Source organism: Rhodococcus opacus B4 (genome assembly GCF_000010805.1).
In the GTDB taxonomy this organism is placed as follows: Bacteria; Actinomycetota; Actinomycetes; order Mycobacteriales; family Mycobacteriaceae; genus Rhodococcus_F; species Rhodococcus_F opacus_C.
The window spans coordinates 5,776,587-5,788,620 of the sequence record NC_012522.1; the positions used below are offsets into that span (position 1 = coordinate 5,776,587).

At 70.6% G+C, this 12,034-nt stretch carries 12 protein-coding genes and 2 pseudogenes; 11 read left to right on the top strand and 3 right to left on the bottom strand.

Features of this window, described 5'->3' with window-relative positions; all coding sequences use genetic code 11:
- Positions 1 to 54 precede the first annotated feature (54 nt).
- The 11 genes and pseudogenes from ROP_RS26280 (at position 55) to ROP_RS26325 (ending at position 8,898) form a co-directional block, all read left to right on the top strand.
- Complete coding sequence (locus ROP_RS26280; RefSeq protein ID WP_015889045.1) at positions 55 to 990, top strand: EamA family transporter; 936 nt, start codon at positions 55 to 57, stop codon at positions 988 to 990.
- Entirely contained in the window at positions 987 to 1,571 is a 585-nt protein-coding gene (locus ROP_RS26285) for a biotin transporter BioY (protein WP_015889046.1), read from the top strand. The genes ROP_RS26280 and ROP_RS26285 overlap by 4 nt, the downstream gene beginning before the upstream one ends.
- Positions 1,568 to 2,689 (top strand): AMP-binding enzyme, encoded by a 1,122-nt coding sequence (locus ROP_RS26290; RefSeq protein WP_015889047.1) that lies wholly within the window; start codon positions 1,568 to 1,570, stop codon positions 2,687 to 2,689. The genes ROP_RS26285 and ROP_RS26290 overlap by 4 nt, the downstream gene beginning before the upstream one ends.
- Positions 2,686 to 3,105 (top strand): annotated as a pseudogene (locus ROP_RS41460) (beta-ketoacyl synthase N-terminal-like domain-containing protein); the annotation flags it as partial. The gene ROP_RS26290 and the pseudogene ROP_RS41460, both read left to right, overlap by 4 nt.
- Positions 3,104 to 3,418: pseudogene (locus tag ROP_RS26295) on the top strand (EamA family transporter); the annotation flags it as partial. The pseudogenes ROP_RS41460 and ROP_RS26295, both read left to right, overlap by 2 nt.
- Positions 3,415 to 3,999, top strand: a complete 585-nt coding sequence (locus tag ROP_RS26300) for a biotin transporter BioY (protein WP_015889046.1) — start codon at positions 3,415 to 3,417, stop codon at positions 3,997 to 3,999. The pseudogene ROP_RS26295 and the gene ROP_RS26300, both read left to right, overlap by 4 nt.
- Positions 3,996 to 5,117 (top strand): AMP-binding enzyme, encoded by a 1,122-nt coding sequence (locus ROP_RS26305; RefSeq protein ID WP_015889047.1) that lies wholly within the window; start codon positions 3,996 to 3,998, stop codon positions 5,115 to 5,117. Before ROP_RS26300 ends, ROP_RS26305 begins: the two co-directional genes overlap by 4 nt.
- Complete coding sequence (locus ROP_RS26310; RefSeq protein WP_015889050.1) at positions 5,114 to 6,241, top strand: thiolase family protein; 1,128 nt, start codon at positions 5,114 to 5,116, stop codon at positions 6,239 to 6,241. Before ROP_RS26305 ends, ROP_RS26310 begins: the two co-directional genes overlap by 4 nt.
- Positions 6,238 to 6,918: an energy-coupling factor ABC transporter ATP-binding protein gene (locus ROP_RS26315; protein ID WP_015889051.1), complete on the top strand. Its 681-nt coding sequence runs from the start codon at positions 6,238 to 6,240 to the stop codon at positions 6,916 to 6,918. Before ROP_RS26310 ends, ROP_RS26315 begins: the two co-directional genes overlap by 4 nt.
- Positions 6,915 to 7,517 carry an energy-coupling factor transporter transmembrane component T family protein gene (locus tag ROP_RS26320; protein WP_015889052.1) on the top strand — a complete coding sequence of 201 codons (603 nt, stop codon included), beginning with the start codon at positions 6,915 to 6,917 and terminating at the stop codon, positions 7,515 to 7,517. The genes ROP_RS26315 and ROP_RS26320 overlap by 4 nt, the downstream gene beginning before the upstream one ends.
- Positions 7,510 to 8,898, top strand: a complete 1,389-nt coding sequence (locus ROP_RS26325; RefSeq protein WP_015889053.1) for an AMP-binding protein — start codon at positions 7,510 to 7,512, stop codon at positions 8,896 to 8,898. Before ROP_RS26320 ends, ROP_RS26325 begins: the two co-directional genes overlap by 8 nt.
- On the opposite strand, the gene ROP_RS26330 is transcribed toward ROP_RS26325, so the two are convergent.
- The 3 genes from ROP_RS26330 to ROP_RS26340 are packed head-to-tail and all read right to left on the bottom strand — an operon-like array spanning position 8,895 to position 11,945.
- Complete coding sequence (locus ROP_RS26330; protein WP_015889054.1) at positions 8,895 to 9,224, bottom strand: AtuA-related protein; 330 nt, start codon at positions 9,222 to 9,224, stop codon at positions 8,895 to 8,897. The genes ROP_RS26325 and ROP_RS26330 overlap by 4 nt on opposite strands.
- Positions 9,221 to 10,594, bottom strand: a complete 1,374-nt coding sequence (locus tag ROP_RS26335; protein WP_015889055.1) for an acyclic terpene utilization AtuA family protein — start codon at positions 10,592 to 10,594, stop codon at positions 9,221 to 9,223. The genes ROP_RS26330 and ROP_RS26335 overlap by 4 nt, the downstream gene beginning before the upstream one ends.
- 40 nt (positions 10,595 to 10,634) lie before the next feature.
- A complete protein-coding gene (locus tag ROP_RS26340) occupies positions 10,635 to 11,945 on the bottom strand; it encodes a CitMHS family transporter (RefSeq protein ID WP_015889056.1) in 1,311 nt (436 codons plus the stop codon).
- Between the last annotated feature and the right edge of the window lie 89 nt (positions 11,946 to 12,034).

Below are 12,034 nucleotides of genomic sequence, written 5' to 3' on the forward strand. Positions count from 1 at the left end.
TGTCCATGAAAGTCACGTGGACGTGAACGGTCGGGGTGTCCTTCAATTGCAGGCATGACCAGGAACCCGACCTCCGTCGGCGCGACGATGGCGCTGACCTCGATGCTGTGCGTACAGACCGGACTCGCGATCTCCGTCGGCGTCTCCGAACGCGTCGGTGCCGAGGGTGCCGCCTGGTTGCGCCTGGCCTGGGCCGGGGTGCTGCTCGCCGTGGTCGTGCGTCCCCGCCCGAAGGCGTTCACTCGTTCGTCCCTCGTCGCGTGCATCCTGCTCGGCGTGGTCACGGCGGCGGTCACCCTGCTGTTCATGGCCGCGGTGGACCGGATCCCACTGGGGACCGCGAGTGCGCTCGAGTTTCTGGGACCCCTCGGCGTCGCGGTGGTGCACGGGCGGGGCCGCCTGAAGTGGCCGGCGCTGGCGGCCGTGGGGGTGCTGCTGCTGACGCAACCCTGGGTCGGCGGCGTCGATCCGGTCGGCATCCTGTTCGCCCTGGGCGCGGCCGCGTGCTGGGCGCTCTACATCGTGCTCACCCAGAGGGTCGGGGACGAGGTGGCCGGCATCAACGGTCTCGCGGTGTCCATGCCGGTCGCCGGACTGGTCGCGACCGTCGTGGGCGGACCGTCGATGCTCGCGAAGATGACGCCGGACCTGTTGATCATCGGGCTGGGATTGGCGATACTGCTGCCGGTAGTGCCGTTCACGCTGGAGATGCTCGCCCTGCGCCGGTTGAACACGGCGGCGTTCGGGACGCTGATGAGTCTCGAACCGGCGTTCGCGTTGATCATCGGACTCGTCGTGTTGCATCAGGTTCCGGACCACGCGGCGGTCGCCGGGATCTGTTTCGTCGTCGCGGCGGGGATCGGCGCAGCGCGGGCCGGGGCCCGCACGTCGCCCACCGCGGACGGGGTGCCGGAGTCTGCCGCAACGTCGGCGGCGCCGGCCTGCTACCTTGAACGTCGTTCAAGTTTGAAGCAAGAGGAGTCGTCATGACAGAAGTCGGGAGTGCTCGGGTGTCGAGGCTCGGTATCTCAGCGCGGGACATGGCGCAGATTGCGGTGTTCGCCGCACTGATCGCCGCGCTGGGTCTGCCCGGCGCCATCACGGTCGGCTTCAGCGGGGTGCCGATCACGCTGCAGACCCTCGGGGTGATCCTCGCGGGCGCCGTGCTCGGGGCGCGCAAGGGCACCGCCGCCGTCGCGGTCTTCCTCGCCCTGACCCTGATCGGACTCCCGCTGCTGTCCGGTGGCCGCACCGGACTGACGGCGCTCGCCGGTCCCAGCGCCGGATACCTCATCGGGTGGCTTCCCGCGACGCTGGTCATCGGCCTCCTCACTGCCCGGATCCTGCCGAAGTACCCGATCGCTCTCGGCCTGCTGATCAACGCCCTCGGCGGGATCGTGATCATCTACCTGTTCGGCACCATCGGCCTGCTGCTGCGCACCGACCTCGGTGTCGGCGCCGCCGTCACCACCAACTTCGCGTTCATCCCCGGCGACGCGCTGAAGGTCGTCGTCGCCACCGTCGTCGCCAAGAGTGTGCACCGCGCGTACCCCGGCCTCATCCGTACGTGATTGCCGTACTCGGCGGCGCCGGCGATCAGCCTGCACTCGACGTCGACGGCCGCACGTACACCTACGCCCAGCTCGACCGTGCCATCGACCGGTGGATCGCCGAGCACGGCTCCGCCGCGTCCGCCTACGACGCGTCGGAGTTGCCGGTTGCCGACGCGTTGATCTGCGTCTGCGCCGCCGCGCGGCAGGGGACCGCGGTGATCGTCGAGAACCCCGACGCCCGTCCCGACCGCCCGGCGATTCCGCCGTCGGCGTTCCTGCTGGTGGCCACGTCGGGTTCCACCGGCAGGCCCCGTCCGCTCGCGCGCACCGCGGCGTCCTGGTTCGACAGCTTCCCCGCGTTCACCGCGATCACCGGGATCGAGGCCACGGACCGAGTGCTGATCACCGGGCCGTTGCACGCCACGATGCACCTGTTCGGCGCAGTGCACGCGCTGTGGCGCGGCGCGTGCGTCACCGACGACCCGTCGGAGGCGACGGTGGTGCACGCCGTCCCCGCCGTTCTGCGTGACGTGGTGGGGAAGGCCCCGAAGCTGCGGACCGCGGTCGTCGCCGGCACCGCCCTGGATGACGGCGCCCGCGCGGTGGCGGACGGGATCGAGATCGTCGAGTACTACGGCGCCGCCGAACTCTCCCTCGTCGCGGCGCGCCGGGTCCCCGAACCGCTGCGGCTGCTGGACGGTGTCGACGCCGACATCCGCGACGGGTTGCTGTACGTCCGGTCGCCGTACTGCGTGATCGGGACACCGGACTGGTTCGGCGTCGGTGACCTGGCGGAACTCGGGCACAACGGTGAGCTGACCGTGCGCGGCAGGGGCGAATCCGCGATCAACGTCGGCGGCACCACGGTGGTCGCCGAGGACGTCGAGCGCATCCTCGAGACCCTCGACGGCATCGACGCGGCCGCCGTCGTCGGATCGCCGCACTCGGTGCTCGGCGAGACCGTCATCGCCGTGGTGCAGCTCGACGGCACCGCGGAGATCGGCGACGTCCGCTCGCGCGCCCGCCGGGTGCTGACGAAGGAAGCCATGCCCCGGCGCTGGGTGCCGATCGAGGCGATGCCCCGGACCGCCAGTGGCAAGGTCGCCCGAGGCCGAGTGAGAGACTGGCTGGCATGAGCTCTGTCCCTGTACTGGTGGCGCCGCGTCGGACGCCGATCGGCAATGCCGGGCACGGGTTCGCCGATTTGACCACCACCGATCTGGCCGCCCCGGTGTTGCGTGAGGTCCTGGACGCGCTGCGCGGCTCGGGCCTCGACGCCGAGGTCGACGACGTCGTGCTCGGCAACTGCCTCGGACCGGGCGGTGACCCGGCGCGGGTCGCCGCACTGCGGGCGGGGATGGGCGTGGAGGTGCCCGGGGTGACCGTCGATCGTCAGTGCGGCTCGGGTCTCGACGCGGTGATGCAGGCCGCGCTGCGCGTCCGCAGCGGCGCCGACGAGCTGATCCTGGCGGGTGGCGTCGAATCGGCGAGCACCGCGCCGTGGCGGTTCTGGCCGCCGGTCGCCGGCGCCGACCCGGTGCGCTACACCCGTACTGCTGCCGGTAGTGCCGTTCACGCTGGAGATGCTCGCCCTGCGCCGGTTGAACACGGCGGCGTTCGGGACGCTGATGAGTCTCGAACCGGCGTTCGCGTTGATCATCGGACTCGTCGTGTTGCATCAGGTTCCGGACCACGCGGCGGTCGCCGGGATCTGTTTCGTCGTCGCGGCGGGGATCGGCGCAGCGCGGGCCGGGGCCCGCACGTCGCCCACCGCGGACGGGGTGCCGGAGTCTGCCGCAACGTCGGCGGCGCCGGCCTGCTACCTTGAACGTCGTTCAAGTTTGAAGCAAGAGGAGTCGTCATGACAGAAGTCGGGAGTGCTCGGGTGTCGAGGCTCGGTATCTCAGCGCGGGACATGGCGCAGATTGCGGTGTTCGCCGCACTGATCGCCGCGCTGGGTCTGCCCGGCGCCATCACGGTCGGCTTCAGCGGGGTGCCGATCACGCTGCAGACCCTCGGGGTGATCCTCGCGGGCGCCGTGCTCGGGGCGCGCAAGGGCACCGCCGCCGTCGCGGTCTTCCTCGCCCTGACCCTGATCGGACTCCCGCTGCTGTCCGGTGGCCGCACCGGACTGACGGCGCTCGCCGGTCCCAGCGCCGGATACCTCATCGGGTGGCTTCCCGCGACGCTGGTCATCGGCCTCCTCACTGCCCGGATCCTGCCGAAGTACCCGATCGCTCTCGGCCTGCTGATCAACGCCCTCGGCGGGATCGTGATCATCTACCTGTTCGGCACCATCGGCCTGCTGCTGCGCACCGACCTCGGTGTCGGCGCCGCCGTCACCACCAACTTCGCGTTCATCCCCGGCGACGCGCTGAAGGTCGTCGTCGCCACCGTCGTCGCCAAGAGTGTGCACCGCGCGTACCCCGGCCTCATCCGTACGTGATTGCCGTACTCGGCGGCGCCGGCGATCAGCCTGCACTCGACGTCGACGGCCGCACGTACACCTACGCCCAGCTCGACCGTGCCATCGACCGGTGGATCGCCGAGCACGGCTCCGCCGCGTCCGCCTACGACGCGTCGGAGTTGCCGGTTGCCGACGCGTTGATCTGCGTCTGCGCCGCCGCGCGGCAGGGGACCGCGGTGATCGTCGAGAACCCCGACGCCCGTCCCGACCGCCCGGCGATTCCGCCGTCGGCGTTCCTGCTGGTGGCCACGTCGGGTTCCACCGGCAGGCCCCGTCCGCTCGCGCGCACCGCGGCGTCCTGGTTCGACAGCTTCCCCGCGTTCACCGCGATCACCGGGATCGAGGCCACGGACCGAGTGCTGATCACCGGGCCGTTGCACGCCACGATGCACCTGTTCGGCGCAGTGCACGCGCTGTGGCGCGGCGCGTGCGTCACCGACGACCCGTCGGAGGCGACGGTGGTGCACGCCGTCCCCGCCGTTCTGCGTGACGTGGTGGGGAAGGCCCCGAAGCTGCGGACCGCGGTCGTCGCCGGCACCGCCCTGGATGACGGCGCCCGCGCGGTGGCGGACGGGATCGAGATCGTCGAGTACTACGGCGCCGCCGAACTCTCCCTCGTCGCGGCGCGCCGGGTCCCCGAACCGCTGCGGCTGCTGGACGGTGTCGACGCCGACATCCGCGACGGGTTGCTGTACGTCCGGTCGCCGTACTGCGTGATCGGGACACCGGACTGGTTCGGCGTCGGTGACCTGGCGGAACTCGGGCACAACGGTGAGCTGACCGTGCGCGGCAGGGGCGAATCCGCGATCAACGTCGGCGGCACCACGGTGGTCGCCGAGGACGTCGAGCGCATCCTCGAGACCCTCGACGGCATCGACGCGGCCGCCGTCGTCGGATCGCCGCACTCGGTGCTCGGCGAGACCGTCATCGCCGTGGTGCAGCTCGACGGCACCGCGGAGATCGGCGACGTCCGCTCGCGCGCCCGCCGGGTGCTGACGAAGGAAGCCATGCCCCGGCGCTGGGTGCCGATCGAGGCGATGCCCCGGACCGCCAGTGGCAAGGTCGCCCGAGGCCGAGTGAGAGACTGGCTGGCATGAGCTCTGTCCCTGTACTGGTGGCGCCGCGTCGGACGCCGATCGGCAATGCCGGGCACGGGTTCGCCGATTTGACCACCACCGATCTGGCCGCCCCGGTGTTGCGTGAGGTCCTGGACGCGCTGCGCGGCTCGGGCCTCGACGCCGAGGTCGACGACGTCGTGCTCGGCAACTGCCTCGGACCGGGCGGTGACCCGGCGCGGGTCGCCGCACTGCGGGCGGGGATGGGCGTGGAGGTGCCCGGGGTGACCGTCGATCGTCAGTGCGGCTCGGGTCTCGACGCGGTGATGCAGGCCGCGCTGCGCGTCCGCAGCGGCGCCGACGAGCTGATCCTGGCGGGTGGCGTCGAATCGGCGAGCACCGCGCCGTGGCGGTTCTGGCCGCCGGTCGCCGGCGCCGACCCGGTGCGCTACACCCGTGCTCCCTTTGCGCCGCACGGCTTTCCCGATCCCGACATGGGCGTGGCCGCCGACGATCTCGCGCGGGCCCGCGGCATCAGCCGGGAACGGCAGGACGCGTACGCGGCGCGGTCGCACACCCTCGCGGCGGCCGCCGATTTCTCGTCGGAGATCGTGCCGATCGGCGACATCACGAAGGACCAGCGCATTCGCGCAGGCCTGACGGAGGCCCGGCTCGCGCGGTTGCGCCCCAGTTTCGGTGCCGGCGGAACGGCCACCGCCGGGAACTCGTGCGGCGTCTCCGACGGCGCCGCGGTGCTGGCCGTGACCACCGAGACGCTGGCCGCCGGACAGCCTGCGCTGCGGGTGCTCGGCTCCGCGGTCGCGGGATCGGACCCCGCGTTGCCCGGACTCGGCCCGGTGCCCGCGATCCGCAAACTCCTGAAGCGAACCGGACACGACGTGGCGGATCTGGGCGTCGTCGAGATCACCGAGGCGTTCGCGTCGGTGGTGCTGGCGGTGTCGGATGAACTCGGGCTGGACGAATCCGTGGTCTGCCCGCAGGGCGGCGCCATCGCGATGGGGCACCCGTGGGGGGCGTCGGGCGCGATCCTGCTGGTGCGCTTGGCAAGTCAGATGCTCCGTGAGGACGGTCCCGCGCTCGGGCTCGCGGCGTGCGCCATCGGCGGCGGCCAGGGTATCGCGATGCTCGTGGAGCGCGTGTCGTGAGTGAGATCGTCTTCGACTCGGTGAGTCACGCGTTCGGTGAGCGTCAGGTGCTGCGCGGCGTCGACCTGCGTTTCTCGGAGCGTCGCGTCGGGATCATCGGGTCCAACGGTTCCGGCAAGTCGACGCTGGCGCGGATGATCAACGGGTTGCTGAAACCCACGTCCGGCACCGTCACGGTCGACGGCGTCGACGCCGCGAAAAAGGGTGCGCACGTGCGGCGCAAGGTGGGGTTCGTGTTCACCGACCCCGACACCCAGATCGTCATGCCCACCGTGTCCGAGGATCTGGCGTTCTCGCTGCGGCGGTCCGGTCTGAGCAAAGAGGAGATCGCGGCCCGCGTCGAGGAGATCCTGGTGCGGTTCCGGCTCGACAAGCACGCCGAGCATCCTGCGCACCTGCTGTCCGGCGGCCAGAAGCAGTTGCTGGCCATCGGCGCCGTCCTCATCCGCAGGCCCGAGGTGGTCATCGCCGACGAGCCGACCACGCTGCTGGACCTGCGGAACGCGCGCGTCGTCTCCGAGGCGCTCGATTCGATGGATCAGCAGGTGATCGTCGTGACCCACCAACTGGCGTTGCTGGAGAGCTTCGAACGGGTCATCGTCATCGACGACGGTCTCGTGGCGTTCGACGGCAGCCCGGACGACGCCGTCCCCGCGTACCGGCAGTTGGTCGAATGATCGGGCTGTACCGTCCGGGCGACTCGCTACTGCACCGGATGCCCGCCGGCCTCAAACTGCTGCTGCTGATTCTGTCGATCGTCGCGGCCACCGTGTTCGTGCGCACCCCACTCGAGGTCGGCGTCGTCATCGTGGTCGTGGGACTGCTGTTCGTGGTGGCCGCCATTCCGTGGCGGGTCGCCGTGGCGCAACTGCGCCCGGTGGTGTGGATGTTGTTGATCATCACGGTGTTCCAGGTGTGGATCACGTCGCCCGCGCGGGCGGTCGTCGTGTGCGGGGTGCTGCTGATCTCGGTGGCACTGGCGGCGTTGGTCACGCTCACCACCCGGGTCACCGACATGCTCGACACGGTGTCGCGCGCGCTCGGGCCGCTGCGGAGGATCGGGGTCGACCCGGACCGGATCGGGCTCCTCCTCGCGCTGGCGATCCGGTGTATCCCGCTGCTCACCGGGATCGTGCAGGAGGTGGCGCAGGCCAGGAAGGCGCGGGGATTGCAGTGGTCGATGACGGCACTGGCCACACCCGTTCTGGTGCGTGCGCTCCGCACCGCGGATGCGATGGGCGACGCCCTCGTCGCCCGGGGAGTGGACGATGACTGAGCTGCCCGCCGAACGCATCGCCCGGCAAGCCGCCGCGAACCCGGAGGCGGCGGCGATCGTCTCCGCCCGCGAGACCGTCGACTACGGCCGGTTCTGGTCGCGGGTCGCCCGCACCGCCGCCGGGCTCGACGGCATGGACCGGGTCGCCGTGCTGCCGACGTCGGACGTCGGGTCGCTGGTCGCCGTGACCGCGGCGATGCACGCGGGCGTCAGCGTCGTCCTCCTGCACCGGCACCTGCTGCCCGCGCAGCTGGCACGGGTGCTCGAACTCGCGAAACCCGGTGCCGTCGTGGCCGCGCCGCCCCGACGGCTGCGGAGACTGGGATTCGAGGGGACCGTCGAGACGGCCGCCTCCCTGGAATCCGACGGCACGTCGGCCCGGGCACACCCCGGCGCCGAACTGCTGGTCGGCATCACGTCCGGCACCACCGGTGAACCCAAGCTGTTCGTGCGCAACCAGCGATCGTGGGCCACGACCCTCGACCGTTCCGACACCACGTTCGACATCGGCCGCGGCGACCGCGTGTCGGTGCCCGGGGTGCTCGACCACACGCACTTCCTGTACGGCGCGATCCACGGTCTCAGCCGGGGCGCGACGGTGGATCTGCGACCGGTCACCCAGGCGCTGGGCGACGCGGCCACCCACCTGTATTTGGTCCCCACCATCGCCTGGGACGTCGTGCGGTCGGGGATCGGCCCCGTCGACAGCGTCCGCGAGGTGCTGTCGTCGGCGGCCCGGTGGCCGCGCACGGGGCGTGAGGCGTTGCAGGGGGTCCTGTCGAATGCGTCGCTCGTGCACTTCTACGGAGCGTCCGAACTGAGTTTCGTGTCCTACGACCGGGGTCTCGGCGCCGCCGACGAGCATTCGGCGGGCGAACTGTTCGACGGCGTCGAGGCCGAGATCCGCGAGGGCCTGGTGCACGTGCGCAGCGACATGCTGTTCGACGGGTACCTCACCGAGGACGGTGTGGTGAACGGCCCCGACGACGGATGGATGACGGTGGGCGACCGGGGCCGGGTGGTGGGCAGCAGCCTGCAGCTGTTCGGCCGCGACAGCGACACCGTGATCCGGGCGGGACTCAATGTCGAACCCGCGGCCGTCGAAGCGGCGCTGACCGCGCTCCCCGGGATCTCGGAGGCCGCGTGCATCGGGGTTCCCGACGCGCGGATGGGGGAGGCGCCCGCCGCCGCGATCGTCGTGCACGGCGACGCCCCGAGCACCGCCGAGATCTGGCGCCACCTGCGCGCGACCCTCCCCAGCCCGAGCATGCCGGTTCAGGTCCTCGTGGTCGACAGCCTGCCCCGCACGCCGCGCGGCAAGCTCGATCGTCCCGCGCTCGCCGCCACCTTGGCTGACTCGCGAAATCCGAATTCCGCTTAGACGTCGCGGATTTCGAGGCTCAGCAGGTGGTAACCCAGGGTCTTGCCGTGCCCGTCGAGTGCGGGTGAACCCGTGACGCCGCCGCCGAGGACGCCGGGCAGTTCGAACACCATCGCCAGCAGCTTGGGCTGGCAGGTGCGCCGGGCCGGTCCGGTGATCAGTTCACCGTAGTGGGCGGCGACGACGTCCTCGGTCAGTCTCCGCTCGAGCAGACCGTAGGCGGCGCGGTCGCGGGCCAGCACGGCGACGATGAGTGTGTCGCCCTTGTCGCCGGCGCGGACGTCCGCGAGCGCGTCGATGCGCTGAACGGTTGCGGGTGTTGTCATTTCGAGACCTCCGTGAGATGCACGCGGGTGGGTGCGAGTTCGCGGGGGAGGGTGCACGAGCGGATCGCGAGCACCTCGGTCGACGAGCGCCGGGCGCCACCGCCGCCTGCCGGTCCGTTGGTGTACAGGCTTTCCACCTCCCAGCCGACGAGGTCGGCTTCCTCGCGGGTTCGTGCCCGGGCGGTCACTCGCACCCGAACCTCGTGGGCATCTTCGTTCGTGTCGAGTCCGCGGAAAGCCGCACCGGCGCCGATGTATTCGACGGAGACGGCGTCCTCGGTAAAACCGTGCACGTCGACGAGTCGTTCGGTGACGATGTCGGCGGCGAGCCGGGCACGGGGGTAGGCGCGCGGTCCCGCGTAGCTGATCTGCCCCTCGCCGAGCCAGCCGCCACGGAAGCCGAGCGTCACCTTCAGCTCCCGTGGGCGGGGGCGACCGGTTGCACCGGTGATGGTGACGCGGTCGGGTCCGACGCTGCCGAACGACACGTTGCCGAAGTCCGCGGTGACGTCCGGTGTCAGGTACGAGGTGGGGTCTCCCACCTCGTACAGGAGTTGCTCGGTGCAGGTTCGTTCGGTGAGGATGCCGCCCGATCCGTCGAGTTTGCCGAACGTCGCCGACCCGTCGGCGAGGACGTCGGCGAACGGGAACCCGAGATCGGCCATGCCCTTCACCGGTTTGGTGACGGGATCCGCGTAGTATCCGCCGGTGAGTTGCCCGGCGCATTCGAGCAGGTGCCCGACCGCGGTTGCAGCGCCGATGGTTTCGTGATCGTGCAGGTCCCATCGGAAGTGGTGGGCGAGCGGGGCGACGTACAGCGACGGGTCGGCCAGGCGGCCGGTGACGACGACGTCGGCGTCCAGTTCGAGTGCGGGGAGCACGGCCTCCGCGCCGATGTACGCGTTCGCGGAGACGAGCACGTCTTCGTGCTCCGACAGGAGTTTTCCGGTTTCCCACACGACGGGGTCGTGGCGCAGCACCTGCTCGAGCACCGCGTCGCCCGTGACCGCGGCGATGCGCACCGGGCGGTCGGCGGACCGGGACGCGATGCCGGAGACCACGTCCGCGGCGGCGAGAGGGTTGGCGGCGCCGGCGTTGGTGATCACCGTGGTCCCGGACGCGAGGGTGTGCGGGAGCACCGCGCGCATGCGTGCGGCGAGGAGCGGGTCGTACCCTTCGTCCGGATTCTCCAGCCGGCGTGAATTTCCGGCGGCGACGGTGCGTTCGCCGAGGCATTCGAAGACCAGGTAGTCGAGGGCGGCGCGGCGGGCGAGTTTCTCGGCGGGGTCGATGCGATCCCCGGAGAACCCGGATCCTGCGCCGAGTCGCACGCTGCGCGCGGCGGTGCCGCGGGTGCTCGATGGTGTCACGGGTCGGGAGTCCTTTGCTTGTTCGGCGGATGGTGGGTGCTTACAGCGAGAGGGCGCCGGTGAACAGGGCCACGACGGTCATCACGATCGTAGTTCCGAAGGCCCAGCCGAAGATGAACCGCTGGTGCTTGCCGAGGTCGACCTTGCTCAGGCCGATCAGGATGAAGGTCGCGGCGGTCAGCGGGCTGAGCGGGAATCCGGTGGTCATCTGGCCGAGGATGGCGGCGCGGCCGATCTCGGCGGGGTCGCCACCGAACGAGGCGGTGGTCTCCGCCAGCACCGGCACGACGCCGAAGTAGTAGGCGTCCGGGGTGAAGACCAGGCTGAGTGGCATCGACGTGACCGCGGTGATGACGGGGATCAGGGAGCCGGCGGACTGCGGAACCCAGGAGACGAACGTCTGCGCCATCGCGGTGATCATCCCGGTGCCGTTGAGGATTCCCGTGAGCACACCTGCCGCGAGGATCATCACCACCACCATGGTCACGTTGCCGCCGTGCTTCGCGAACAGGGCCTGCTGATCGGCCCACTTCGGGCGATTGACGGCGAGCGCGAGCGCGAATGCGATGGCGAACGCCACCTCCAGCGGCACGAGTTGGAACAGCAGGATCACGATCAGGACGAGGGTGAGCACCGTGTTGAACGCCATCACCGCCCGGTGGCGGCGGGTGCGTACCGGCGGGTCGGAGACGTGCGGTGTGCCGGGACCGCCTTCGCCGGGAGACACGAGTTCGGTGACGCCGAGCCGCTTCCGTTCCGTGCGGCCGATCATGTACGCGGCGAACAGGACCCACAGCACCCCGGCGCCCATCGCGGGCAGAACCGGCGTGAAGATGTCGGCGCTGGTCAGGTCGAGCGCGGCCATGGCGCGGACGGTCGGGCCGCCCCAGGGGATCATGTTCATCAGACCGGCGGCCAGGCAGACGATGCCGGTCAGGACGACCGGGCGCATCCCGAGCCGCTGGTAGATCGGCAACAGCGCCGAGATGGTGATGAGGAAGGTCGAGGTCCCGTCGCCGTCGAGCGCGACGAGCAGGGTCAGCACCGCGGTGCCGACGGCGATCTTGGTGGGATTTCCCCCTGCCCACCGGACGATCCGGCGGATCGCAGGATCGAACAGTCCCACGTCGACCATCAGACTGAAATACAGGACCGCGAACGCGATCATGATGGCGACGGGCGCGACCTTCAGGAGACCGTCGCCCACCATGTCCCCGAGGTCGGGTGCCCATCCGCCCACGATCGCGAATGCGATGGGAACGAGGATCAGCGCGACGAGCACCGAGACCCGGCGGCTGAACGCCAGCGCCAGGAAACACGCGATCGTGGCGAACCCGAGTGCGGCAACCATGTGACCTCCTTCGAAACGGATTCTCAGTGTCGCGCGGCTCACAATTGCGCGTCAAATATCAATAGGCGATCAATTCATGAGTTCAAGTC

Bases quoted from the DNA above. Each gene is read 5' to 3' on its own strand.
- ROP_RS26310 (WP_015889050.1), top strand. From the start codon at position 5,114: ATGAGCTCTGTCCCTGTACTGGTGGCGCCGCGTCGGACGCCGATCGGC.
- ROP_RS26325 (WP_015889053.1), top strand. From the start codon at position 7,510: ATGACTGAGCTGCCCGCCGAACGCATCGCCCGGCAAGCCGCCGCGAAC.
- ROP_RS26285 (WP_015889046.1), top strand. From the start codon at position 987: ATGACAGAAGTCGGGAGTGCTCGGGTGTCGAGGCTCGGTATCTCAGCG.
- ROP_RS26300 (WP_015889046.1), top strand. From the start codon at position 3,415: ATGACAGAAGTCGGGAGTGCTCGGGTGTCGAGGCTCGGTATCTCAGCG.
- ROP_RS26330 (WP_015889054.1), bottom strand. From the start codon at position 9,224: ATGACAACACCCGCAACCGTTCAGCGCATCGACGCGCTCGCGGACGTC.
- ROP_RS26340 (WP_015889056.1), bottom strand. From the start codon at position 11,945: ATGGTTGCCGCACTCGGGTTCGCCACGATCGCGTGTTTCCTGGCGCTG.
- ROP_RS26320 (WP_015889052.1), top strand. From the start codon at position 6,915: ATGATCGGGCTGTACCGTCCGGGCGACTCGCTACTGCACCGGATGCCC.
- ROP_RS26280 (WP_015889045.1), top strand. From the start codon at position 55: ATGACCAGGAACCCGACCTCCGTCGGCGCGACGATGGCGCTGACCTCG.